This is a genomic window from Paenibacillus sp. J31R30 (assembly GCF_059692115.1).
Genome location: NZ_JCAUAV010000008.1, coordinates 219,908 through 243,759, shown reverse-complemented (window position 1 = coordinate 243,759; position 23,852 = coordinate 219,908). Strand labels below are relative to the sequence as shown.

General features: G+C 44.8%; 21 protein-coding genes. 10 read left to right on the top strand and 11 right to left on the bottom strand.

Annotated elements, in window-relative coordinates:
- Positions 1-326: 326 nt before the first annotated feature.
- Positions 327-605: a hypothetical protein gene (locus AC58QO_RS24230; RefSeq protein WP_497270014.1), complete on the bottom strand. Its 279-nt coding sequence runs from the start codon at positions 603-605 to the stop codon at positions 327-329.
- A gap of 156 nt (positions 606-761) precedes the next feature.
- A complete protein-coding gene (locus tag AC58QO_RS24225; RefSeq protein WP_497270012.1) occupies positions 762-1,976 on the bottom strand; it encodes an S-layer homology domain-containing protein in 1,215 nt (404 codons plus the stop codon).
- A gap of 212 nt (positions 1,977-2,188) precedes the next feature.
- On the opposite strand from AC58QO_RS24225, the gene AC58QO_RS24220 reads away from it, so the two are divergent.
- From AC58QO_RS24220 to AC58QO_RS24205, 4 genes are all read left to right on the top strand, one after another.
- Entirely contained in the window at positions 2,189-3,850 is a 1,662-nt protein-coding gene (locus AC58QO_RS24220; protein ID WP_497270010.1) for an FAD-dependent oxidoreductase, read from the top strand.
- 151 nt (positions 3,851-4,001) lie between these two features.
- A complete protein-coding gene (locus AC58QO_RS24215; RefSeq protein WP_497270008.1) occupies positions 4,002-4,778 on the top strand; it encodes a DeoR/GlpR family DNA-binding transcription regulator in 777 nt (258 codons plus the stop codon).
- Positions 4,771-5,595: an HAD family hydrolase gene (locus tag AC58QO_RS24210; protein WP_497270006.1), complete on the top strand. Its 825-nt coding sequence runs from the start codon at positions 4,771-4,773 to the stop codon at positions 5,593-5,595. Before AC58QO_RS24215 ends, AC58QO_RS24210 begins: the two co-directional genes overlap by 8 nt.
- A complete protein-coding gene (locus AC58QO_RS24205; protein ID WP_497270004.1) occupies positions 5,592-6,797 on the top strand; it encodes an MFS transporter in 1,206 nt (401 codons plus the stop codon). Before AC58QO_RS24210 ends, AC58QO_RS24205 begins: the two co-directional genes overlap by 4 nt.
- 401 nt (positions 6,798-7,198) lie before the next feature.
- On the opposite strand, the gene AC58QO_RS24200 is transcribed toward AC58QO_RS24205, so the two are convergent.
- The 3 genes from AC58QO_RS24200 to AC58QO_RS24190 form a co-directional block, all read right to left on the bottom strand.
- The gene (locus AC58QO_RS24200) at positions 7,199-7,744 is read right to left on the bottom strand and encodes a hypothetical protein (RefSeq protein ID WP_497270002.1); all 546 of its coding nucleotides are present in this window, start codon (positions 7,742-7,744) and stop codon (positions 7,199-7,201) included.
- Between the two features lie 47 nt (positions 7,745-7,791).
- Complete coding sequence (locus AC58QO_RS24195; protein WP_497270000.1) at positions 7,792-9,228, bottom strand: DEAD/DEAH box helicase; 1,437 nt, start codon at positions 9,226-9,228, stop codon at positions 7,792-7,794.
- Positions 9,229-9,313: 85 nt separating this feature from the next.
- A complete protein-coding gene (locus AC58QO_RS24190; RefSeq protein ID WP_497269998.1) occupies positions 9,314-9,889 on the bottom strand; it encodes an RNA polymerase sigma factor in 576 nt (191 codons plus the stop codon).
- Between the two features lie 250 nt (positions 9,890-10,139).
- Between AC58QO_RS24190 and AC58QO_RS24185 the strand changes: the two genes are divergently transcribed.
- Positions 10,140-10,403 carry a DUF2573 family protein gene (locus tag AC58QO_RS24185; RefSeq protein WP_497269996.1) on the top strand — a complete coding sequence of 88 codons (264 nt, stop codon included), beginning with the start codon at positions 10,140-10,142 and terminating at the stop codon, positions 10,401-10,403.
- 48 nt (positions 10,404-10,451) lie between these two features.
- Here AC58QO_RS24185 and AC58QO_RS24180 read toward each other — a convergent pair whose 3' ends face one another.
- On the bottom strand, positions 10,452-11,228 hold the full coding sequence (locus AC58QO_RS24180; RefSeq protein ID WP_497269994.1) for an SDR family NAD(P)-dependent oxidoreductase: 777 nt from the start codon (positions 11,226-11,228) through the stop codon (positions 10,452-10,454).
- 74 nt (positions 11,229-11,302) lie between these two features.
- Positions 11,303-11,761 (bottom strand): chemotaxis protein CheX, encoded by a 459-nt coding sequence (locus tag AC58QO_RS24175; protein ID WP_497257935.1) that lies wholly within the window; start codon positions 11,759-11,761, stop codon positions 11,303-11,305.
- A 279-nt stretch (positions 11,762-12,040) separates the two neighbouring features.
- Here AC58QO_RS24175 and AC58QO_RS24170 point away from each other — a divergent pair, with 279 nt between their 5' ends.
- The gene (locus AC58QO_RS24170; RefSeq protein WP_497269992.1) at positions 12,041-13,720 is read left to right on the top strand and encodes a PAS domain-containing sensor histidine kinase; all 1,680 of its coding nucleotides are present in this window, start codon (positions 12,041-12,043) and stop codon (positions 13,718-13,720) included.
- Positions 13,717-14,514 carry a TIGR01457 family HAD-type hydrolase gene (locus AC58QO_RS24165; protein ID WP_497269990.1) on the top strand — a complete coding sequence of 266 codons (798 nt, stop codon included), beginning with the start codon at positions 13,717-13,719 and terminating at the stop codon, positions 14,512-14,514. Before AC58QO_RS24170 ends, AC58QO_RS24165 begins: the two co-directional genes overlap by 4 nt.
- An 85-nt stretch (positions 14,515-14,599) precedes the next feature.
- Here the strand turns inward: AC58QO_RS24165 and AC58QO_RS24160 are convergent, their stop codons facing one another.
- Both AC58QO_RS24160 and AC58QO_RS24155 read right to left on the bottom strand, forming a co-directional pair.
- Positions 14,600-15,178 carry a PadR family transcriptional regulator gene (locus tag AC58QO_RS24160; RefSeq protein ID WP_497269988.1) on the bottom strand — a complete coding sequence of 193 codons (579 nt, stop codon included), beginning with the start codon at positions 15,176-15,178 and terminating at the stop codon, positions 14,600-14,602.
- Between the two features lie 13 nt (positions 15,179-15,191).
- The gene (locus AC58QO_RS24155; protein WP_497269987.1) at positions 15,192-16,718 is read right to left on the bottom strand and encodes an MDR family MFS transporter; all 1,527 of its coding nucleotides are present in this window, start codon (positions 16,716-16,718) and stop codon (positions 15,192-15,194) included.
- Between the two features lie 265 nt (positions 16,719-16,983).
- Between AC58QO_RS24155 and AC58QO_RS24150 the strand changes: the two genes are divergently transcribed.
- Together AC58QO_RS24150 and AC58QO_RS24145 are read left to right on the top strand one after the other, a co-directional pair.
- Positions 16,984-17,886 (top strand): LysR family transcriptional regulator, encoded by a 903-nt coding sequence (locus AC58QO_RS24150; protein WP_497269985.1) that lies wholly within the window; start codon positions 16,984-16,986, stop codon positions 17,884-17,886.
- 11 nt (positions 17,887-17,897) lie between these two features.
- The gene (locus AC58QO_RS24145; RefSeq protein ID WP_497269984.1) at positions 17,898-18,704 is read left to right on the top strand and encodes a histidinol-phosphatase; all 807 of its coding nucleotides are present in this window, start codon (positions 17,898-17,900) and stop codon (positions 18,702-18,704) included.
- A gap of 66 nt (positions 18,705-18,770) precedes the next feature.
- Here the strand turns inward: AC58QO_RS24145 and AC58QO_RS24140 are convergent, their stop codons facing one another.
- Entirely contained in the window at positions 18,771-21,086 is a 2,316-nt protein-coding gene (locus AC58QO_RS24140) for a bifunctional diguanylate cyclase/phosphodiesterase (protein ID WP_497269982.1), read from the bottom strand.
- 94 nt (positions 21,087-21,180) lie between these two features.
- Positions 21,181-22,374 (bottom strand): MFS transporter, encoded by a 1,194-nt coding sequence (locus tag AC58QO_RS24135; protein ID WP_497269980.1) that lies wholly within the window; start codon positions 22,372-22,374, stop codon positions 21,181-21,183.
- A gap of 157 nt (positions 22,375-22,531) precedes the next feature.
- Here AC58QO_RS24135 and AC58QO_RS24130 point away from each other — a divergent pair, with 157 nt between their 5' ends.
- Complete coding sequence (locus AC58QO_RS24130) at positions 22,532-23,611, top strand: ParB/RepB/Spo0J family partition protein (protein WP_497269978.1); 1,080 nt, start codon at positions 22,532-22,534, stop codon at positions 23,609-23,611.
- Positions 23,612-23,852: the final 241 nt, after the last annotated feature.

Genomic DNA, 23,852 nt, shown 5'->3' with positions numbered 1-23,852 from the left:
GTTCGTCCTGAGCCAGGATCAAACTCTCCATAATAGTGGACGATTGCTCGTCCTATTTGAAAGCTTAATTGCTCATTTGCGTTGCTAGCGAGATTTTGCAATCTCTTTTTTGAACGATTTCTCGTTCGTGTTTACTCACTCGTTGTTCAGTTTTCAAAGATCAATTTCTTTCAGCATTCCGCCTCAACCTCAAGGCCGGAAATACAATATAGCATAATTGTCCAACCAGATGCAAGCTTTATTTTTACAAATTTCGAGTAAAACTGCAGCCCGTTTTGGCCGGACCAGTAATATACCACGGGCATTCAGATCATGCAATACCTTTTTTAAAAAGAATATCGATTCAGCTCTTGTTGCACAAGCTCTTGCTCAAATTGCTCCTTTAATGAATCATTGCTAGGCGAAATTGAAAGACCCATTTCCTTAAATTCACGAATCAGATTCTGAATCTCAGGTAGGTTACCTGCTTGCACATATTGCTCTGTCTGATTGATGACATGGAACGCCATAGCCTGAAAGGCATCCGAAAAGCTTTCATCGACACCCTCTGCTCCTCGGTAATCAGCGTAATATCTCTTAAACGTATCCATCAAGCTTTCTTCCATTCCTAACCACTCCTCTCAAGTTATAGCATAGTTTCCCACTTCTCTTACCAAATTATACAATTAAATGAACAACAAGCCCCCCGCTTGAAAGCAAGGAGCTTGTTTGTGAATCTAACCTTTTTCTATATCTATAGTAAGAATGCGAACTTTCTAACTTTATTTAACGTCAATAGTTGTAACGGATTGGTTTTGGCCTTTAAGCTGGATCAGGTGACCTGCAGAGAAGTTAGCCAAATTGCCTGTCAAAGCGAAAGTCGAAGCCACATTATATGTAGTGGATTGATCAACGCCATTGATGTTTCGAGTGATTGTGATTGTCGCAATTTTACCTTGAGCGTTAACCGTTGTTGCAGTCAACGTACCCAAAATGTCGAAGTTTGTATTCACTGGGGCATTCGTAGTTACTTCTACAAATACAACTGTGTTGTTGAATGCACGTACTTTCACAGTATCGCCAACAGCAATTTCAGTTGCAGCTACTTTCACACCATTACGCAAAACGAAAGCATCTGGGTGCAATGTATATACTGTTGTTGTACCATTTTTAGTTAGGGATAGAACGTTGTTGTAAACAGCTGCATTAACTGTACCTGTGTTTGTGTTTTGATCTTCACCAGGTAATTGCTCGTTTGTACGATCTAGAAGAGCTGCCAGTTGAGCACGTGTTACATTTTGATTTGGACGGAATGTATTGTCTTCAAAACCGTCAACTAAGCCTTTAGTAACTGCTACTTTCACATAACCAACGGAACCTGCTGGAATTTGCTTCGCATCTTTAAATGAAAGCGTGCTAGTCATGTTTGCTTTTGCTTCTGCTTCTAATTTAAGTGCTTTTACTAGAAGTGTCGTTGCCCATAGACGATTTGCTTCTTCATTTGGACGAACGCTGTCATCGCTTTCTGTGAATAGGTCATTCTCAAGAGCTACAGCAACATAACCTACTGCCCATGCAGGAACTTTGTCTGCATCTTTGAAGTTCAATTTCGTTGATTTTTCAGCATCGGACTCAGCTTGCTCACGCAATCCCATCAAACGAACAGCTGCTGTAATCGCTTCAATACGAGTTACTGTTTTCTCTGGTTTGAAGCTGCCATCTTCATATCCTTCGAAAACACGTTTGGAAGCTAGGCTTGCAATATAACGCATTGCCCATTGTGAATTTTTCATATCGTTGAAATTAATGTTAATTGTAACGTTCCCGTTAAAAACATTTTGGGTATAGTTGGTATTGTTTTTAGATCCATTGTTATTATTGCCTTTGCCGTGATCATCGTTTTTACTTCCATTTGCAAATGCGGCAGTTCCGCCACCCATTACCATTGTAAGAACAAGCCCAGTAGCTACGAATTTTTTCATTAGATCCTTTTTCATTGTAAAATCTCTCCCTTAGTCATTTTATGGTTTATACATAAGATGGAGCCTTCGCGAAGGGTTCCTGGTTATGCTACAAGGATTCGCCAAAGCATGTCATTTTTTGGGGGTAGAGCTTGTAAAACTTTTAAAATCAATTCTCAAAGTCTATTAAAACCACCCTGAAACTGCTAAACTGAGACCATATAGACTAACGCTAAAGGAGCTTAAGTATGCGCTTACGAAACCCACGAGTTCAACTCGTTATTGCTCTGGCTGTACTCCTAATCCTTGTATCGGCCTTTTCATTCAGTAAGATTTGGTTCAAACAAGGAAGCATTAACGTAACCGCTGTAGCTCCACCTGTGACTCATCAAGATACACCACAAGTAAGTGACGTACCGTCATCGTCATCCGTACCCATCCAAGATCCCAAAAAAGAGAGCGTCGCCACATATCCAACAGAGAATGTAGATGTCGTCGTCATTGGAAGCGAGCTTGAAGGCCTTTATTTGGCCCGGGCTGCCATGGATGAAGGTCTGAAAGTAAAAATATTAGATCCGCACCTAGCCTTCGGCGGTCAAATCCTGCAAAGTCAGATGCTGTTTCTAGATGAAACACGCGATGAGCAAGGACACCTTCTCGTACAAGGCCGAGCGAAAGAACTATTCGACGGGTTCCGAAACGCAAAGATTCGTAAGCTTCCTGAATTTACAACCTATATGAATAAACTAAGCAAGGACATCCCTATAGAGTCAGGTATCACCATCCAAGAAGTGGAGCAAATCGAAACGCCTGACTATATGCACAAGATTCCATCGCTCATCTATCGTACAAACAAAAATGAAGTAAAGAAAATTACAGCTTCTTATTGGGTTGATAACAGTGATTTTGCCGCGTTAATTAGTCGATTGGAAGCCAAACGTCTACCAGGACTTGAGAAATTCTATGGTCAGAAAGATATAGAATACATGAGTGCTGGCATGATGATGAAATTTAAAAACGTAGATTGGAAGAAGTTCAATACGGCATTCAACGCATTAAAGCCTGAGGAAAGAGCCAAGCAATTCGGCGGCGGGAGTGTCAGCGATAGCTTCGCAATTGGTCTAAGCGGAATGACGAAGGCTTATCATCCTTCTAATGATCGTGTTTTCTTAAGAGGTTTGAATGCGGTGAATCAACGCGATGGCGAGGTCCTCATTAACGCCCTGCTAGTTTATACCGTAGATCCTGCCAAGCAAGAGTCTGTGCAAGAAGCTGTCTACTTAGGAAATAAAGAAACTGCACTCATCTTACAACATTTCCGTAAAACGCTGCCTGGTTGGGAAAAAGCAGAATTAGGCGAACTTCCTACCTATCCTTATGTACGTGAATACAACCATTATGAAATGGATTATACGTTAAAGCCTTCGGATCTCCTTGCTGGCACCATGTTCTGGGACAATGTCAGTATTGGCGGTTATCCCCTAGATTTACAAGGTACAAGTGCCAACAAGTGGGGAATTGAAATGGGGCGTCCTGATAAATACGGTATGCCGCTTCGCAGCTTTTTGCTGAAAAATTATGAGAATGTCATCGCTACTGGAAAAAATGTGGGTTCCTCTGCTATTGCGTACGGCAGTACACGTATTCAACCGAACACGAGTCTTGCCGCTGAGTCTATCGGTGTGATCTTAGGCCAACTTCATGGTAAGCAAAAGCTTCGCGAAATTACACCTGAACAAATGTTGACGCTGCAAACGTATTTAGCAGCCCATTATCAAATCAAGTTGACGGGTGTAACGGCTACCAATAAGATCACAGGGTGGAATGAAGAGGAAATTCGCAAATTGGATTCTGGCGAAATCACTTATCCTAGTTATATTCAAACGCGTAAGAAGCCTGCCGTAAAATAAAGAGGTAAGTCAAAAACCGTGTCCTCGTTCTTGCAACGAGAGCACGGTTTTTTTATTTTGTAAAAGTATTGTAACTAAGGCAACATGCGTATACAATAAGTAATATACTTACATTGACTTATAAACACTTAAGTGAAGGAGGCTAATATCCTTGTTTCAAGAAGAACGTCTTTTTTCCATCCTCGAATACTTAAAATCAAATAAGCGTATATCGGTTGACCTGATTTGTGAGCTTTATGAAGTTTCTCGTGATACTGCAAGACGAGACATGGTCAAATTAGAAGAACAAGGATCGATCGTTCGCACAAGAGGCGGAGCTATTCTTCCTACACTTTCCAAAGAAGTCGGTAATTATGATCAACGTCTACAAGCTGAGTCATCTTCCAAGCACACGATTGGGAAGACCGCCGCTGCCCTCGTCCAAGATGGCGATTATCTCATGATGGATGCCTCAACGACTGTTCTTCATGCAGCAACTGCCCTTACCTCCAAAAACAACATCGTCATCACAAGCTCCATTGAAACAGCCGCTATCCTCACCCGCAAAGATGAAATTACGATTCATATGCTTGGCGGCGTGCTAGATAATAAGCATCATAGTGTCTATGGCGCGAAGGCGATTGAAATGTTAAAAGAATACCATGTCGATAAATTATTTATTGGAACCTGCGGAATTTCCGAAGATGGCTTATCTGCACCGAACGAAGAGGACTGCTATTTAGTGAGAGCCATGATGCAGCATGCGGATCAAGTCATTGTACTTGCAGATCACTCCAAATTCGGTAAGCGATTGTTCCATCGAGTTGTTGGATTTGAAAGCATTGATATCCTTGTGACTGATCAAGCGCTTAGCGAGGAAATGAAGGAACGATTATTGGCTAGTGAAGTGGAAATTGTATTAGCAGGAGGAGATAACCACCATGATTAAACTTATCGTTAGCGACCTTGACGGTACATTGCTCGACCATCATAAGAAAGTAACTGAGCGAGAGCTTACTGCCCTTCGCCAAGTACAAGAAGCAGGAATTAATCTTTGTCTAGCCTCGGGAAGAATGAATCTGGAGATGCAGCAAGTGCTTCAAGAAATCGATCATCAAGCACATTCTGTGTCCCAAAATGGCGCCTTTATCCACTTGGTCGACGGAACGCTCCTGCAAGCGAAGCTATTTGAACCTTCCATCGCCAATCAAGTTTATCAGCTCCTCAAAGATCACGATGTCGTAAAGCTGGTTTGCTCTGGGAATGCCAACTATATTGAGCGCTTGAGCCCAGCCTCCGACGAAATTCAAGCGAGAATGTTTGAACCTTTTCTATTAAATAGCGATTTAGAGATGACCATGAAAGATGCGTTTCCGATATGTAAATTTTCTCTCTTCGGGCATGTAGACAATTTACTTGAGATCAAGACGTTATTAGAAAAAGAACTCCCCGATCAATTGGACATCTATTTGGCTGATAAAGATTGTCTCGACATCATGCCTCATCAAGTTTCGAAAGGGAGCTCATTGCTTACCCTTATCGCGCATTTAGGCTTCAAGCCTGAAGAGATTGCTTGTTTTGGAGACTCCTTTAATGATGTTTCTATGTTTGGCATTACACCGCATAGCTTCGCCATGCATTCTGCTCACTCCGATGTGAAAAAGCATGCCGCTTATACAGTGAATTCCGTATCCGAAGCGATTGCTCACGTCTTGGCCTTCAATAAAAAATTTACGTCTGAACATGAAGGCAGCGCCGCATTATGAAAAGACTCTTAATTATGGGCTGCTTATCTTACTTACTAACTGGTTGTACTCACGTTATTTTTGGTGCAGTGCTGCCTGAATTACTAGCCCATTATGGTCATAGCTACAGTGGCGGTGGCATGCTGGTCTTCTTGCAATTTGGGGGTTTCATGCTAGGTGTGCTTGCGATGCCTACACTCATTCGCCGCATCAGTCGTCGAAGTACGATTACGATGGCGTTTTGCTTCTTGTTTGTCGCTATGCTTGCCATTGGATTACTGCCTCCCTGGCCAATGGTAATCGGGTTGACCTTCCTTGCAGGTATCTCATTCGGACTTGTGGAATCCAGCATAAGCACATTTGTGCTCATGGCAGCCAAAGATCAACAAGCCGTTGCCTTCAGTAAGCTTGAAGTTTTCTTTGGACTAGGCGCCTTAGTTATGCCGCTTGTCTCCAGTTTACTTATTGCCAATGGTCTATGGAAAAATGCGTTCATGCTTCTCGGCATTAGCGCACTTGCCACAGGGATCATTTGGTCAAAGCTCTCTTTAGGTGAGCATGATGAATTACTATCACATAAAGCAGACAGCACACAGAAAACGGAGCGAGTTCCCGTTCTGTCTAAAAAATCCTTCATTTTCTTATGCTTACTTATGACTGTCTTCTTCTTATATTGCGGCATGGAAAATACAATCGTTAATTTCTTACCATCGATCTTTAAGGATCAGCTCCATGCTTCTAGCTCCATCGCTTCACTTGGCGTTACTGCTTATTGGGTAACCATGGTGGTTGGACGCGTATTTGCAGGCGTTCTCGCAGAAAAAATAACGTATTTTAAGTACTTAGTCTTCTCCTTCGCTTTGAGTGTGCTCACCGTATTCATATGGCTTTTTAGCACGAACTTGTGGAGTAGCTTTGCCGTCATTCTTTTACTTGGATTATTTATGTCAGGTATGTTCGCCGTCGCCATCATCTATGCAAATCAGCTATTGCCAGGACGTACAGAACAAACAACAAGTGCGCTTATCGCCGCTGGAGGTTTAGGCGGTGCCATTCTGCCGCTCGGCGTCGGTTGGGGTATGGATCACTTCCATGTTGGTGTCTCGATTTGGTTTGTTCTTATCAGTATGTGTGTTGTATTTAGCATTATTATGTATACACGTAGATGGCAGGTGCCAGTGCTGCGCAGCAACGCTGATGATATTATTGCATCCCAATCGTGATAAAAGAAAAACAAGAAATATAGCCAACTTTTAAGAATCTGCGTGTTGTATCTTGCCCATGAGACAACCACCAGCTACCGCTCCATCTGAGAAATGCTAAAGTGCAACTTTTCTCTATCAAAAAAAACGATTTCAGCTAAAATTGATGCAAATTGGCATCAATTTTTTCATTTTCAGCTCTGTTTAGACATTTTCGCCCCGAAAAGATGCCATTTTGCATTTATTTAAAATGTTGAAGTGAATTCCCCTGAAAAGGATGCTCTTTTGCATTTTTGCCATCAGTGAACCTAACATACATATGGAGAGAACTTCGCTTCCCCCAAAATCTTTATACGTTCTATAAACACAAAAGAAACCCTTCAATCCACCAACGTGGAATTGAAGGGTTATTAAGCAAGAAACTACTGAAATGGCTTTAATTGAATCACAATGGCTTTATCCTCAAATACCACATTCTTAATCCCAATTAATTTAGGCAAATAGGATTGAAGTGGAATTTCAACAGGGGCCAATTGCAGCCACTCGCTAGGCAGCTGCCAATTCTTGATCTGCGTATTCATATGCTGAATAATCAAGTTAGGGGGATCCCATGCCAATGTAAACATCGTGCGAGCACCGATCGGAATCCGCTCGTGCCACCTTACGTTTACATCCGCCTCAATCATGGAGCCTTGCAGGTTCAGCTTCGCACCTTCCAGACGGAAATCATGTGGCAACAAGCTGTGCGAAGCAAATTGCTTCTTAAGTAAGTGATTCACTTCCTCTTCCGTAAGCCGTACCTCCAGCTTCCGTGAAAGGATCATTTCTGCCACTTTGCTGCTAATTGAAATCTCTTTATACTGTAGATCAAGTGACTCCGTTGGTTTCACATACTGAATGACGATGACTAGCATCACCGCTGTGATGACAGCCAGAGTCAAGATCGTTATCATGATTTTCTTCAGCATGCTGATTTACACCCCGCAGACAATGACTAGCTTCCTTAAGCAGCAAGCTATTCTTCTTTATTCTGCTGCTTCTCTTTCAACCAGCGCGGAGCTCCCTTGCTCTTGCGATCGCGCTCGCGTTGCGCTTTGCTGACGGCTTTGCCCGCGGCAGCCGGCTTGGAACTTTGCGCTGCCGGCTTCGCCGGAGCAGCGTCACGCTGGCCGCGCGCGTCTGGCGCCGCGGCGCTTACACGCACCGCGCCCGCAGGCGCGGCAGCATCGCGCGCGCTGGCGGAGCCGCTGCGCGAAGGTGCTGCGCTAGGGCGCGCAGCTTCACGGCGGCTGCGCATCGTAGCCGCACTGCGGTCTTGGGCCGGGTCAACCAACCGGCCTTCGTACATCGCCTTCGGCTCGATCGTGATGCCGAGCTGCTTCTCGAATTTCTCGATGATGAAGAGCTCCTTCGATGTCACGATAGAGATCGACGTCCCCTCACGCCCCATCCGGCCTGTCCGACCTACACGGTGAAGATAATACTCCGCATTCGTAGCCACATCCAAATGGAAGACGTGCGTCACACCTTCAATATCTAGTCCTCTGGCAGCAACATCGGTCGCCAGCAGCAATTGGAATTTCCCCTCACGGAAATTACCCATGACTTTGGCACGATCCTGTTTGCTCGCTTCGCCATATAGAGCTTCAACAGAAAGACCTACATATTGAAGCTTTCCTACGACTTGCGCAATATCATCCGTCACGTTAATAAACACAATCGCAGAAGTCGGCTTGATCATGCGAACAAGTCTTCTGAGTGTATCGATCTTTTCTCGCTCTTGGCACACGACATAGTGATGCTCCAGCGTCTCAGCAGTACGCTGTGAGGGGTTAATTTTGATAATAACCGGATCCTTCAGCCATCTGCCTGCTGCTTGCTCCGTACTTTGGGGAATTGTCGCCGAGACAAACACCATCTGACTGGACTTAAGCATACCTTTAAGCACCGCTTCAACATCCTGCATAGAGCCCAGTTCAAACACTTGGTCGACTTCATCGACAATGCCGATTTTCACATGATGCAGCGTCAGCTTCCTAATTTTCATCAACTCAAGCAAACGCCCTGGCGTTCCTACAACAATGTGCGGATGAAGGCGCAGCTTCTCTACCTGTCTTGCAGCGGCAGCTCCACCAATCAAGGATTGCGAACGAATAGGCCCCCCACTCGTCAGCTTCTCAATTTCCTGCATAATTTGCATGCCTAGCTCTCTCGTAGGGACGACAACAAGTACTTGCAATTGTTTTTGCGTAGGATCGATTCGCTCTAATGCCGGCAACAGATATGCTAGTGTTTTACCCGTTCCAGTCTGGGATTGGATAATCGCATCTTTACCTTGCAGAAGAACCGGAATGCCCTCGGCTTGAATCGGAGTCGGCTCACCAATTCCCAATTGTTGTAATTTATCTAAATATGTCTGTGCAATCTGCAGCTGTTCAAAACTCGTACTCAATGCTAAATACCCCTTTTCTCTTCCAACCTCATGCCCATATTATATGCTAGAGTGCTTCAGCAAACAAATATTTACCGTTCCCCTGCTATCTCTCTGATCCCCATTCATCCAAAAACTTCTGCTTAATGGCATCGCGCGCACGAAATAGCCTTTGTCGCACAACGCCTTCTGTTACATGGAGTTCAATAGCCATATCCTTGTACGATAAATTATGAATCCATTTCATGGCGATAATTTGTCTATAGGTCGGGTTAAGTTGATTGATATAGGCAATAACAGCTTCTCGCATGACCTTCATTTCAACTTCTACGTCCGGCGTAGCCGAATAATCAGAAGTTGGGGCTGACTCCTTCAAGGAGAACAGAATCTCAGTCTCGAGTTCGTCACGATTACGTTTATGTTTTCGCAGATGATTTAGAGTTACGTTCCGGGTAAGTCTTTTGAGCCAGCTCTCATATTTATCGATTTCGGTTAATAATGGGGCCTTATGAACTGCACGAAGAAAGGATTCTTGGATAATATCCTCCACGGCTGCGTGATCTCTCAAAATAAAGTTAATCATCGGATAGACGAGCAAGTAAAATTCTTTATAAATTTGTTCCTGCAAGCTCTTATCTAATGTATTAAAGTCGCTGTTGAATATCTCTTTCAGTGACTTCATCCTATTCCCCCCTAGCCTACAGGCAAAAAGACCCATCATATATCTACCTTATTTTAGGATAAAAAGAGGGAGTAAACAATCGTTTAACGAGAAATAATCGGAAAATTTTTCCTATAAGTAGAATAAACACTTGAATTACGCGAAAAATCGGTCAACAATTCCTTTCTCTTCACTTTTGACAGGTACACCTTCATCTATTAAACTAAAAGTGCTCCAACACTACCTATTTCCATCCGAAGGGATGAAGTGAATGAATACCGATTTCGAGAATGACTTTAACACATTGGTCGCCAAAACAGCTGAACTTATTACAGGAGATACATCCCCGGAAATGATCGAGAAAATAAAGGTATGGGCATTTTTTAACCATGTTCATAAGGCTCTTCCTGCACTTGCCTCCCACTGGAACCAATCTCATCCCGAAGGCAAGGCCGAAATGCGTCGTATTTTCGAGGAAATCCGTGCGCTGAATCAAGCTAAACAAGCAGCAAAGCCTGATCAAGCTGATACCTAGGATAGGAAATGAGAAAAAGCGACCCCAATCATCTGACTGGGAGCCGCTTTATTTTTTGTTCATGATACCTGTCGCCAGCTTATCGAACATGCGAGGAAACATATGAAACAATTTGACGCCTACACCAGCTACAAACGGCAGATTCTTTTCAGGTATGTTTTTCTCGATCGCATGCAAAAGCTCTTTAACCACTTTCTCCGGCTTTAACATGAACCAAGCGATGTTCTTCACATAATTACCGCTCGGATCTGCCTTATCGAAGAAAGGTGTCGCAATCGGACCTGGGTTAATAGCTGTAACCGATACCCCGGTCTTCGCTAGCTCCATACGCAAACTATTCGTAAAGCCAAGCACCGCATGCTTGGTCGCAGAGTACGCAGTCGATTTGGCTGAGCCAATTTTACCTGCCATCGAGGCAATATTGACGATTTGACCACTGCCTGCCTTCAACATATGAGGAAGCACGGCTTTCGTGCAGCGCACTAGACCTAGATAGTTCACATCCATCATCTCTTCAAATTGTTCAAAAGGCGCCTCAGTAAATGCCTCGAAAATACCATATCCGGCATTATTAATTAGAATATCAATACGTCCAAATTCGGCGATGATTTGAGCTACAACTCCATTAACTTCTTCTGTCTTCGTAACATCCATGGCATATACGGCATTTCTCCCGGGCAAGCCTGAAGCAATCTGCTTCAGCTTATCTGTACTCCGGGCCGTTAGCACAGGAATAGCTCCCTTGGCTGCAAATTGCTGTGCCATCACAGCCCCTATCCCACTTGAAGCACCCGTAATCAAGACGACCTTGTTCGTGATTTCCAACCGAATCAGCTCCCTTCCAAACAGAAAAAAATGGAGTTACCATATTGTAGGTACTCCACACGTTCTAACTTATATTACGTAATTAACACTTGAATGTCTAGTTCACCAATGCCATCCATAATTAATGGGATGGTTAATGCTTTCTTCGGCACAAATCCTGCTGCCGTAGCAGATTGGACAAGCTTAGGTGGCGTGATATCTACCCGAACCCCTTGATTAAAGAGCATCGTGCTCGCGTTACCACTGATCATATTTCCTAGTTCAGAAATGGCACTCTTTCCCATTTCATCCATTTCGGTGACGACGAATCCGCCCATCATGGCAGATACCATTTTCAAAGCAACGTCTTCAGCCAAACCAAAGACAACGTCGCCTTCCATTTGTCCAGTCATCCCAATTTGAATCCAGATATAATTTTCCACAAATTTAACGTCTTTAATGCCGAGCTGCCCTGTTGTTGGGCGAATGTTAGCAACTTGCTCGATGACAATTCTAGCCGACTCCAAAAAGGGGTTAATGTACTCAGCCTTCATAGCTCCGCTCCGATCTCATTTGTGAATAAGTTCCACAGAAAAACGACCTTTTTCAACATTATACATAAAATTTTAGGACAAGTATACTGTCATTTTAACAAAAATAGTTCCAACTACTCAGATACATACCCCCTATTCTGCGTTCATACTTAAATTGTCGAAGTGCAAATTGATTCGATTACTAATAGTAGAAACATAAAAACAATGGTAAATTATACAAAATACTATCTATTCCTGTTAAACTATCAATGAGAATCTCAAAAGGAGAGCTGAGAGTCAATGACGATGAACCCCCCTCCTGCTAGTATCCGAAAATTAACAATTTACTTTATTGGCACGCTCATACTTTTCTGTGCGGATTTGATCGGTTTACATCAACTCGCTTATTTCCAACTTAATCCAATAGCAACTGGCGTTGTCGACAGCACCTTCTCCGTCGTATTCATGATACTGGCTTACTTGGGAATCCGACAAATTAAGCGACGTGAAGCCATTATTAGGGAGTCTGCAGAACGGTATAAATCCCTTTTTGATAACCATCCTGATTCCATTATTTCCTTTAGCTTAGACGGCGATGTTCTATCTTCCAATCACGGGCTTGAAAACTTGCTAGGCTTGGGTGAAGAATCGTCAAAATCCGCATCTTTTCTACCCATGATTCATCCGCCTGACTTACTCAAGACGCTTCACCATTTCCAAGTGGCTTCTGAAGGAATGCCGCAAAATTTCGAAGCTTCGTTCTTGCATCAGAATGGATTTCCTATCCCTTCTAATGTCACTTTCGTCCCTACAAAGGTGGGCAACCAAATCGTTGGGGTGTATGCCATTCTCAAGGACTTAACGGAGATCAAAGAACAGAAAAAGGAAATTGATAAGCTGTATAAGCAAAATCAACTTATTCTGAACTCCGTCTCCGAAGGCATTTATGGGATAGATACGAATGGGCGTACCATCTTCTGGAACAAGGCGGCAGAAGCGATCACCGGATGGAAGGTGGATGAGATGTTAGGACGGCGTATCCATAATCTTATTCGACCCGTTCATAAGGATGGCACTTTCGTCAAACCAGAGGAAAACGCGGTTGTGAATACCATGCTGCAGCGTGAAGGCTCGATTGTGAACGAAGATGTGTTTTGGAAAAAGGATGGGACCAGCTTCCCTGTTGAATATATGTCTAATCCGATGCTCGAAGGCCGCGGTCAGCTGTTGGGCACTGTCATTACATTCAGCGATATTACGGAATTGAAGAAGACGCAGGAATTGCTGATTAAATCGGATAAGCTATCTGCCGTTGGGCAATTGGCTGCCGGTGTTGCTCATGAAATCCGTAATCCGCTGACCGCCTTAAAGGGCTTCCTCAAACTGCTCAAAACGAGTTCCACAAAAGAGCAATATTATATTGAAATTATGCAAAAAGAGCTGCAGCGTATAGAATTCATTGTGAATGAGTTTCTTTTTGTATCCAAACCACAGGCCACGCATTTCGTTACTAGCACCTTGTATACGATTGTTATGAGTACCGTGGAATTGCTTCAGCCGCAAGCGCTGCTAAGTAATATTGAAATTGAAGCTGAAGTTGACTCAGGGCTTCCACCTGTTACTTGTGACGAGAATCAAATTAAGCAAGTTTTTATCAATATTATGAAAAATGCCATCGAATCCATGTCGCAAGGCGGAACCCTGCGCATTCATGCGGAGCTGAAAGGCACAGGCGATCAAATTCTGGTTCGTTTCGTGGATCAGGGCTGCGGAATTGCGCCAGAGCGGCTTCCTAAGCTTGGAGAGCCCTTCTACAGCACGAAGGAAAAAGGAACAGGTCTTGGCTTGATGGTCTGTTATCGGATCATTGAAGCGCACGGCGGTTTCATGAAAATTAACAGTAAATTAGAGGAAGGCACGGTTGTCGAGATTACACTTCCGACAACAACTTACCTAGCAAAAGGAGCAGCAACAGGATGAACGGATTTCTGATTGATCTAGATGGCACGCTTTACAGAGGGCATGAGCCCATTCCAGGAGCTGCAGCTTTCTTGGAATGGCTGCATCAAGAGCAATTGCCCTACCTATTGGTGACGAACAATTCGTCCCGCACCCCCGAACAGGTGGCCGAGCATCTGCAAGCGCTCGGCATAGCTGTACCCGCGGCAGCCGTCTATACGTCTTCGCAAGCGGCTGCGCAGTACTTGACCGAGCAGCGCGCTGGCCAGCGCGTGCATATGATCGGCGAAGACGGCCTGCGGATTGCGCTGGACGCAGCCGGCTTCGCGGTAGATGAGACGACGCCGGACTACGTCGTCCAGGGCATTGATCGCAGCTTCACCTACGGGAAGCTGACGGAGGCGGTCCGCCTGCTGAAGCAGGGCGCGACCTATGTCTTAACCAATCCCGACCGGCTGCTGCCGTCGGATGGCGGGCTTATGCCAGGGGCGGGCTCCCTGGCCGCTGCGATCACCGCCGCCTCCGGCGTGGAGCCGGTGGTGATCGGTAAGCCTTCGCCGATCATCATGGCGTATGCCATTGAGCGGCTCGGTCTGCCTGCCGCCGATGTCTGGGTCATCGGCGATAACGTGCACACCGACATCCGCGGAGGCGCGATGGCGGGGTGCCGCACGGCACTTGTACTGACGGGCGTAGCCACGCCAGACAATGTGCACGAGCAGCTGGCGTCGGCGGGCTTGACGCCGGACCTGGTCTGCGCGGATTTGCCGCATTTCATTGCGCAGCTGAATTCGTTATCCTCAACGAGCAAGTGAGGTTTGGCGGCTGCTATACATGTTGATTTTATCGTAAAAAAACGCACTACCTTGTTGGCCAAGGTAGTGCGTTTTTCGATCTTCCTCACTCAATCCGATCCCAATCGACATCGAGCTCCGAATCTTTCTCCTGCAACCGCCCCTCTCGGGCATCCCGCTGCAGTTCTTCTAGCCATTTCAGCTCGGTGAAAGCACGTTTATAGCTGCCGACCATCATTTGCAAAACAACGCGTGGAACAATGGCCAAATGCTCATTGTATAAGCTTTTCATCTTATTCATAATCATTTTCTGTTCCAAAATTTTATGCACAAGAATATCGGCAATCTTGGCTTGGTCACCATGAACGGTAAATGGCAGGGCTACATAGAGCGGATGATAATGCTTAATCTCTTCATGCAATTGATGAGAAAGCAGCTCTTGAAATTTTCGCTTACCAGCTTCCGTGATTTGATATATCGTCTTCTCGGGTCGATTCGTATCCCGCACGACTTCCAACGCTTCTACAAGACCCTCTTTATGTAGCTGATCCATCGCATAGTAAAGCGAACCATCCTGCAGCTTCATATAATTCGTCATGCCACGGTCTTTCATCGTTTGGCGAATCTCATAGGTATGCCGATTGGCTTCCATCAGTAGTCCGAGAATGACCAGCTTCATCGACATGTGTCATATCCTCCTAGTGTCCTACTGGTACATCTCCTTTAACAGGCGCTTTACCAACTTCTAGTTTAGCATTTCCCATCATTAAAATGAACGCAAGACCTAGTACGGCTAAGACGATCGTAGTTTGGAAAACGACAGCAATGGAATCTGCAAGCGCAGTAAGCAGCTTATGCAAAACCTCAGGTGGAATATTCGCTCTCACTTCAGGCTGCAGCAGCATGCGTGCATCGTGAAACTTTTCAGCCATTGCAGGGTCATTCAGTGAAGTTGTGATGTTATCTTTCAAAGCGTTCACTTGAATGCTCCCAAATATAGCAACCCCAATAGCGGAACCAACCGAGCGGAAGAAAGCAACTAAGGATGTCACCGTACCCCGACGGCGGAAATCAACTTTATGAAGTGCTGACATCGACGTAATTGGGAAACAAGCGCCAATACCAAGACCAAGAATAATCATGTACGTTGTAATGACCCATCTCTCAGAATCAATGGAAATGCCACCAAGAAGCGAAGTCGCTATTAATAGAAGAGCCACCGATACAAGCAGCACATTCCGATAGGAGAATTTACTGATAAAGCGTCCTCCTAACGCACTACTTACTACGACACCTAGCATCATTGGCGTTAATGTCGAGCCAGCTGATGTTGCAGATCCTTCGAATACACCTTGAATGAACAAAGGAATGTACGTACCCGCCGAAATCAGAACCGCTCCGTAGGCAAAACTTACCCCCATGCTTGATGTAAACAAACGATTTTTGAACAAATCGAGCGGTACAATTGGCTCTGCGGCTTTTTTCTCAATGAGGAGAAAGCCTGCCAGCAATACAACGAAACCAGCGAACAGTCCTATAATCTGCATGGAATCCCACGCATACTCTTTACCGCCAAACTCCAATGCGAACATGAGTGAAACTATAGCTGCGGTCAGCACAATTGTGCCACCCCAATCGATCTTCGCCTTAGAGTGTTCCACAGACTCGTGATAGAAGAAAATAATCATCAAAAGGGAAACAACACCAAGAGGTAAATTGATAAAGAAAATCCACTCCCAGGTGACATGATCCGTAAAATAAGCACCAATAATAGGCCCTAGCACACTGGATAAACCGAATACAGCGCCGAACAAGCCCTGCATTTTACCCCGTTTCTCTGGAGGGAAAATGTCAAAAATAATGGCAAATGTAATTGGCATCAAGGCACCGCCACCAATACCTTGAATCGCGCGGTAAATGATCAGCTCTGTCATCGATGTTGCTGTTCCGCATAAGGCAGAACCAATCATAAAGACGATAATCCCGATAATGAAAAATAATTTACGCCCATACATATCGGATAGCTTTCCGAAGATCGGCATTGCCGCCACATTCGCGATCAGATAGGCCGAGAATACCCAGACGAATTGGCTGAAGCCGCCCAGCTTAGATACAATCGTTGGCATCGCGGTGGACACGATCGTTTGATCGAGTGAAGCAAGTAAGAGCCCCAGCATTAAGCCCACAACTGTCCAAGTCGGATTTGATTTACGTGTTAAAGACATACGTGAAGTGTCTCCTCAATTTTTTATTTAAATACATAAATTATTATATTCAAATTTGAGTAATTTGCAAAGATATATTTCAGGTTAATGACCTTGTCATGCATCCGTAGCTTGCGCCCAAAAACTTGCAATTATCCTGCAATGTTGCCTAGTTAGCACATCCTATCATATAATAAAGTTAGAAAAGGTTTTTATGTCCTTTACAATTTCGATAAATTTTATTTGTACCTTGGTACCCTTAATCTAACTTGCAGGAGGTAATCTCATGAATATGAACCAGTTAGAAACCCTGCTCACGATTTCCAAAACGATGAGCTTTCGTAAAGCTGGTGAGATTCTAAACTTGACCCAACCTGCCGTTTCCGCGCAAATAAAAAGTCTTGAGGATGAATTCGGTACGATTCTCATTGATCGTAATCAGCCTGTTACGCTAACGGATAGTGGAAAGCTTTTCTTGGAGCATGCGGAAAAAATATTACGGATCACCAATGACCTGAAACAGCGTCTATCTGATCTGAGTCAAACCCCTCAAGGTCACATCCATATTGGCACAACGACTTCTATTGCCATGCAGATATTGCCTAGGGTGCTTTCCTATTTCCAAGATCAATTCCCGCTGATCAAAACAACGATACATTCCATGACCTCCTCTCAGATCATGACATCCGTGGAAAGCGGTCACATCGATATTGGCATCACGTACTTGTTTGAGAAGAATCCCGCACTGGAGACATCTGTGCTTTACTATGATACGTTCGAGCTCATCGTCTCCACACATCATCCGCTTAGTCGTTTCACACATTTATCGATCGAGAAGCTCAAGAACATTCCGTTCATCATGCTTTCCCCGGAAACAGCGGGCCGACGTTTTGTCGATCAAATCTTCAAGTCCTATGAGGTAGCTCCTCATATCGTCATGGAGTTGTCCAGCAGTGAGGAAGTCAAACGCATGGTAGAGCTGAATCTTGGTGTAGCGATTATTTCAAAGATGTCGGTAGCAGACGAATTACGGCATGGCTCATTGAAAATGGTAAAAGTAAACGAATTGGATATTACTCATCCAGTAGGCGTAGTATATAAGTCAGGACGCTACTTGAATTCTGCCATGCAACAGTTTCTTCGCGATCTTAAAGGAATGCCTGAAACGCAATTTATCGGTTCTGAATAGGAGGACTAGTAATGAAATTCGACCTACATACGCATCATGATCGTTGCGGACATGCGCAAGATACCATACGTGATTATATTGAGGCAGCCATCGCAGCCGGCCTTCAGGTTATCGGAATCTCGGATCACTCACCTTACTTTGGAAGTACAGAAGACCGTGCACAACCTGCAATTGCCATGGCGAAAAGCGAATTTCCGCGATATATCGATGAAGTACTTCGCCTTAAACAAGAGTATGCTGGCAAAATCAATGTACTCTTAGGTGTAGAATCCGATTATTTCCCCGAGCATGTGGACGTCTATCGGCAAGAATACGCGAAATATCCGTTCGATTACATCATAGGCTCTGTTCATCTCTCTGGCGGTGTGAGTATCTTCAATCGCAATAGATGGAAAAAATTAAATGCTTCTGAGCAAGTTGCTCAAAAAGAAGAATATTATCGTCTAATTGCTGAATCCGCACGTTCCGGGATGTTCCAAATTCTTGGACATATCGATGCCATGAAAGGCTTCTATCCAGCCTTCTCCGATATCTCGACGCCAAAGGTTGATGAAACGCTGCAAATCATCGGGGAAACCGGCGTGGCGATCGAGATTAATACATCAGGGAAAACGAAAGACGTTGGCGGCTGGTACCCGTCACACGAAATTTTGGAGCGTGCCTTGCATTATGGCGTTGAGGTTACATTTGGTTCTGATGCCCATGTCCCTAGTCGTGTTGCGGATGATTGGGAAGAGGTTCGGAAAACCTTGAAAGAAATTGGATTCAAGCATTGGGTCTATTTCCAAAATAAGCAGAAGCAAATTGTTGCGTTATAGCGGACTTTTTCTTTTCCTAACAAAAGAGGTGCCCTCAGCATTGGGGCACCTCTTTTGTATTCCAACTTATATATCAAAGTTATGTATCGTCATTGCTCGTAAGAAAGCTAACTTCTCATGTACCCCTTCCTTTAATACAGCTTGCAGCTGCTCTGGCCTCATCGGTTTATAGAAGTAATAGCCTTGAATTTGATGGCAGCCATTCGCTACCAAGAAATCCACTTGTTCTTCCGTTTCGACTCCCTCTGCGATCATCTGTAGCTGAAATGCATTCGCCACCGAAATAATGGCTTTAATCATGGCCCGGTCCTTGCCATCGGTTTGAACGCCGCGTACGAATGACTGGTCAAGTTTAATCTTCGTAACCGGGAACCTTTTCAAATAACTTAGGGACGAATAATGCGTACCGAAATCGTCCACAGAAATGGATATTCCTAGTTGGCGAAGCTTGTACAGAACGTCCATCTGCTCGTCCTGCATGGCTACATTCTCCGTAATTTCCATCTCTAAGTATTTCGTTTCCAGTCCCGTCTCTTCTAGGATCGCAATAACTTTATCCACAAAGCGCTCGTCATTTAATTGCTTCACCGAAATATTAACAGAGATCATCAAGTATTCACCTGTAAGGCTATGCCAAGCTTTCATCTGCCTGCATGCGCCGCGGAGCACCCATTCACCAATCACATCAATCAGGCCTAGCTCCTCGGCTAAGGGAATAAAATCGGATGGCGAAATGTAGCCCTTCGTTGTATGATTCCAACGCAAGAGCGCTTCAGCGCCAATGATGCTTCCCTTCATACAATCAATTTGTGGTTGGTATACGATTTCAAGTTCATTCCGGTCAAGCGACTGACGGAGATGATTCTCCATTTCCAGCTTCGAGATGGACAGCTTCTCCATCTCTTGATTGAAGAAGATAAAGGAGCTGCCGCTTTCTTTCTTAGCCATATACATGGCAATATCGGCATTCTTCAGCAGAGCATCCCAAGTCGCACCACCATGCGGATACTGCACTATGCCTATGCTCGCATTAATAAAGAAGGCGCGATTCGCCAATACACAAGGCGGTTTCAACACAGCAATGATTTGCTCACAGAATGCTTGAATTTCCTGCTCGCTGGAGCAATCCTCCAACAAAATAGCAAATTCATCTCCGCCAAATCTGGCAAACGTATGGTAGGCCAAACTGGACTTCTGAATACGATGAACAACTTCTTGCAGCATATGATCTCCCATATGATGACCATGCGAATCGTTCACCATTTTGAAGTTATCGAGATCAAAGAAAAGGACGACCAGCGAGGTACCCTTGATTTGATTGTAAGTAATTTGCTCTTTTAAAATCATTTGAAAATGGGCTCGATTATGTATACCTGTCAACACATCATGGTAGGCCATGTAAGACAACATTTGCTCGGATTCCTGCATTCGCTTCGTTGACTCCTGAAGCTCCTGCTGACCCGCAATCAGCTCTTCATTTGCTGCCGTCAAATCTTCATTCGCGATCTGCAGCTCCTGAGTTCGCTCGTTCACTGATTGACTCAAACGATCACGTTGTCGAATGATATAGATGATGAAGAACAAGCCAAGTAACAAAACAAGGAGTATGGCGCATCGGATGATGAGAATTTGGTTGTTAATCGTTTCTATGGCATTGACAGGTGGAGTCGCTGCAAGCTCCCATTTCGTATCCTGAAGATCGATCACCGTAATCGATGGTGACTGATAGAACGTCGCGTTATCCCCATAAAATACAGGCATACCTGGGCTTCGAATAGCCATTCTCGCCCCTTCCGAGGCACCGTCTTTAATCCCTGCTTCGATTAATAATTCATCCACATTAATGGCCACTGAAACGAAACCCCAGAAATCACCATCTTGGAAAATTGCTTTACGAGCAACCAACCCTTGCACGCCTTGAAGCAGCATAAAGGGGCCATCGGTTGTCATTTTTTTCGTTTGAAGGGCAAGCCGGACTTGCTCCTGAACATTCTCCCGGGGGTCCAAAAATAGATCCCAATTGATAATATTCTCATTCCCTTTTAAGGGATACACGAACTTCATCACGCCATGTGGTGCAATAACGACGTTAAAGGCTGACGCTTGAGCACCCGCGTACAACGCTTCGATATATGCCTGCACCTCTTGATCATTCTTATCATGCAAATAACTGGTACGAACGTAAGCTTCAAGGCTTACCATTAAATTGAAATTGCGATTAATGACGGACTGCAAGGCAACGGCTTTTGCGGATAATTGAGCTGTCTCCGTGCTTCGCAGTTCATTAAGCAGCGATGTTTTGTAGGTAGTGAGGACCGTTTCGGATGAAGTAAAGAGAAGGACAAAGATGAGGGACAAGAAGGAATACTGCATGATTTTCATAGGTCTTTCCTCCTGCTTTAACTTGAAGTTGTGTCATTATTCGACATCCTTCTCTATTATTTCATCTCCTCTCCCTTACTGGCAATACATTTATTTATTGCTGAACTTGCTGCCTGCGGATGCGAATCGCCATAATCGCTGCGATCATACAAACAAAGCCTGCCATTGTAAATGGCAGTGTATAGCTCCCAAGCCAATCCCTTAGTAATCCGGCTTGAAACGCCGCAAAGGATGCACCTAATTGATGTGCGACCACGATCCAGCCAAAAATCATACCTGCTTTCTCCTTACCGAAAACATCCGATGTGATTTTCACAGTAGGTGGTACCGTAGCAATCCAATCTAAGCCATAAAAGACTGCGAAAATTAGCAGCTCCGTATACCCTAAACCAAGCGCTTGCGGTAGAAAAATAAGCGAGATACCTCGTAAGCCATAGTACCAAAAGAGTAACCAGCGCCCATCAAATCGATCGGTCAGCCATCCTGAGAGGGTCGTACCGACGAGGTCGAAAATGCCCATGAGTGCCAATAGCCCTGCCGCTGTCACCTCTGGAATCCCAAAATCTCCGCAAGCTGGAATGAGATGTGTACCAATTAATCCATTTGTAGAGAAGCCACAGAAAAAGAAAGTGCCAGAAAGCAGCCAGAAGGCTCCGTGCTTGCTGGCATCTCGCAGCGTACGAAGCGGGGTCATAAATAAATTCCCCTTAAATGGGGGTGGCGCCACCACTTGGTCCGTGCCATATGCGGCAGCTCCAACCTCATAGGGATTATTTCTCATCCAGATTGCGACAATGGGAATTAAGGCAGCGATGACGGCAATCGCCGTGAATATGGCATACCGCCAGCCGATCTCGACGGTTATTTTGGCCAGTAAAGGAAGAAACAATAGCTGCCCCGTCGCTGCGCTCGCCGTAAGGATTCCGACCACGACACCTCGATGCTGGACGAACCAGCGATTCGCAACGGTAACCCCTAACACATTAGCAAGGCAGCCCGTACTAAGCCCCACCATAACGCCCCAGAGAATGTCGAATTGCCAGAGGGCTGTCATCATGGGTGTTAAGGCTAGACTAGCTCCTATACTTATGAGTGCGGTCAGCATCACCCTGCGAGTACCGAATTTCTCCATAAGAGCCGCAGAGAACGGCCCCATCAGTCCGTAAAGTAAAATATTGATAGAGACTACGGACGATACATCTGCCCGGCCCCACCCGAATTCTTTTTCGAAGGGAAGCATGAAAATACTCGGGATAGAACGAATTCCTGCTGACACAATCAATGTCATAAAAGTAACTCCTACAATCACCCAACCGTAATACCATTTACCGCTTCTACCCCATATTCCCATAACGAACACTTCTTTCTATCGAATTGACGTTCCCACGATTCCAACCTTGATATATAATTAAGTCAGATGACCTTGAACGAATGGAGACATGAAGATGGACATACATAACATTGCCATACATCTCATTGATGAGGACACGGATCAGCCCCGTTATCAATTCGATGAAGAGGCACTTCAAGAATTAATGAAAAGCATTGGCGAAATTGGCTTACTCTCACCGATTAAAGTGCGTACAACCGCTGACAATCGATATAAAATCATTTATGGCAATCGCAGATATAAAGCAAGTAAAATGCTAGGTCTTCCAACCATGCCATGTATCGTATCCACGGTAACGGATGAGATGGAAATCTATCTGGAGCAGATTGCTGAAAATCTAACGCGTGAAGGCTTCTCTCCGATTGAGGAAGCCGAGGCATTTCATAAGCTCATGCATGATGCGAAGTTTAGTTCCTCCATTAAATACCTTTCAGGTAAACTTGGCAAGCCCGAGTCCTATATCAAAAACAAGTGTGAGCTGCTCAAATTTGGGAACGCGGTTAAGAAGCTCATCGTCTCTGGAACCGAGATTCGCAAGGACAAGCTTACTGAAGATCAATTGCTGCCGCTGAAAGATCTGCCAATGGAGCATCGGGATCCGCTTGCATTAATCATGGCACGCGATGAGATGCCTGTCAGTGATGTCAAGAAAGTTGCAAAGATGTTTAAGGATAAGGACATTTCTGATCGGATTAAAGGCCAGTTGCTTTATAAATCTGGGCCAGAATTAATCGAAACCTGGTCCACCTTCCAGAACAATCGGGCAGAAAGAGCGAAGCCCGTCGCGGCCAAAGCGCCTGCCAAGTCCGAGAAGGTGAAACTGGACGCTACTGAGACTGCTGAGGAAGTAAAAGTTGCAGTCAAAGACGTTACGGCAACGGAAATTAGGGTTACTTCCCCACAAGCTGAAGTTCCCGTTGCTGCTGCTGCTGTAAACCCGCTTCAAGCTAAATTGCAGCAAATGCTTCGGTCGATTCCCGCTCCTCCCGCTCCAAACGAGCTGAACATGGAGCAGGATGGGATGAATGAGCAAGAAAGAGCGCAATTCTCACAAGACGTCTCGACGTTAGTGGCGCAGTTGGAACAACAATTAGAGGCTTGGAAGAAGGTTCACGTTTTAGCTGTTACGCACTAATGATTACTAACACCGCATGTGACTCGTGCTATTCCTAGTTAGGATAGCTCGGGCTGCATGCGGTGTTTTTGTTGCTTGTTCAAATCCATAGGCAATTCGAACACATCGTTAATCTCCTCATCTTTTCCTGTTATATGTACAACAATTCTCTAACTTATATAGGTTTCCTGTAAAAAGATGCCGGCGAGTTTACCTATAAGCAACAATCAGAGGAGCATGCACGATAATAGAAAAATCCACA

What these genes read in the sequence shown, in the direction of transcription:
- AC58QO_RS24185 (WP_497269996.1), top strand. Translation starts at nt 10,140, where the DNA reads ATGAATACCGATTTCGAGAATGACTTTAACACATTGGTCGCCAAAACA.
- AC58QO_RS24160 (WP_497269988.1), bottom strand. Translation starts at nt 15,178, where the DNA reads ATGTCGATGAAGCTGGTCATTCTCGGACTACTGATGGAAGCCAATCGG.
- AC58QO_RS24140 (WP_497269982.1), bottom strand. Translation starts at nt 21,086, where the DNA reads ATGAAAATCATGCAGTATTCCTTCTTGTCCCTCATCTTTGTCCTTCTC.
- AC58QO_RS24145 (WP_497269984.1), top strand. Translation starts at nt 17,898, where the DNA reads ATGAAATTCGACCTACATACGCATCATGATCGTTGCGGACATGCGCAA.
- AC58QO_RS24135 (WP_497269980.1), bottom strand. Translation starts at nt 22,374, where the DNA reads ATGACATTGATTGTGTCAGCAGGAATTCGTTCTATCCCGAGTATTTTC.
- AC58QO_RS24220 (WP_497270010.1), top strand. Translation starts at nt 2,189, where the DNA reads ATGCGCTTACGAAACCCACGAGTTCAACTCGTTATTGCTCTGGCTGTA.
- AC58QO_RS24155 (WP_497269987.1), bottom strand. Translation starts at nt 16,718, where the DNA reads ATGTCTTTAACACGTAAATCAAATCCGACTTGGACAGTTGTGGGCTTA.
- AC58QO_RS24200 (WP_497270002.1), bottom strand. Translation starts at nt 7,744, where the DNA reads ATGCTGAAGAAAATCATGATAACGATCTTGACTCTGGCTGTCATCACA.
- AC58QO_RS24130 (WP_497269978.1), top strand. Translation starts at nt 22,532, where the DNA reads ATGGACATACATAACATTGCCATACATCTCATTGATGAGGACACGGAT.
- AC58QO_RS24205 (WP_497270004.1), top strand. Translation starts at nt 5,592, where the DNA reads ATGAAAAGACTCTTAATTATGGGCTGCTTATCTTACTTACTAACTGGT.
- AC58QO_RS24225 (WP_497270012.1), bottom strand. Translation starts at nt 1,976, where the DNA reads ATGAAAAAGGATCTAATGAAAAAATTCGTAGCTACTGGGCTTGTTCTT.
- AC58QO_RS24150 (WP_497269985.1), top strand. Translation starts at nt 16,984, where the DNA reads ATGAATATGAACCAGTTAGAAACCCTGCTCACGATTTCCAAAACGATG.
- AC58QO_RS24165 (WP_497269990.1), top strand. Translation starts at nt 13,717, where the DNA reads ATGAACGGATTTCTGATTGATCTAGATGGCACGCTTTACAGAGGGCAT.
- AC58QO_RS24190 (WP_497269998.1), bottom strand. Translation starts at nt 9,889, where the DNA reads ATGAAGTCACTGAAAGAGATATTCAACAGCGACTTTAATACATTAGAT.
- AC58QO_RS24175 (WP_497257935.1), bottom strand. Translation starts at nt 11,761, where the DNA reads ATGAAGGCTGAGTACATTAACCCCTTTTTGGAGTCGGCTAGAATTGTC.
- AC58QO_RS24210 (WP_497270006.1), top strand. Translation starts at nt 4,771, where the DNA reads ATGATTAAACTTATCGTTAGCGACCTTGACGGTACATTGCTCGACCAT.
- AC58QO_RS24230 (WP_497270014.1), bottom strand. Translation starts at nt 605, where the DNA reads ATGGAAGAAAGCTTGATGGATACGTTTAAGAGATATTACGCTGATTAC.
- AC58QO_RS24170 (WP_497269992.1), top strand. Translation starts at nt 12,041, where the DNA reads ATGACGATGAACCCCCCTCCTGCTAGTATCCGAAAATTAACAATTTAC.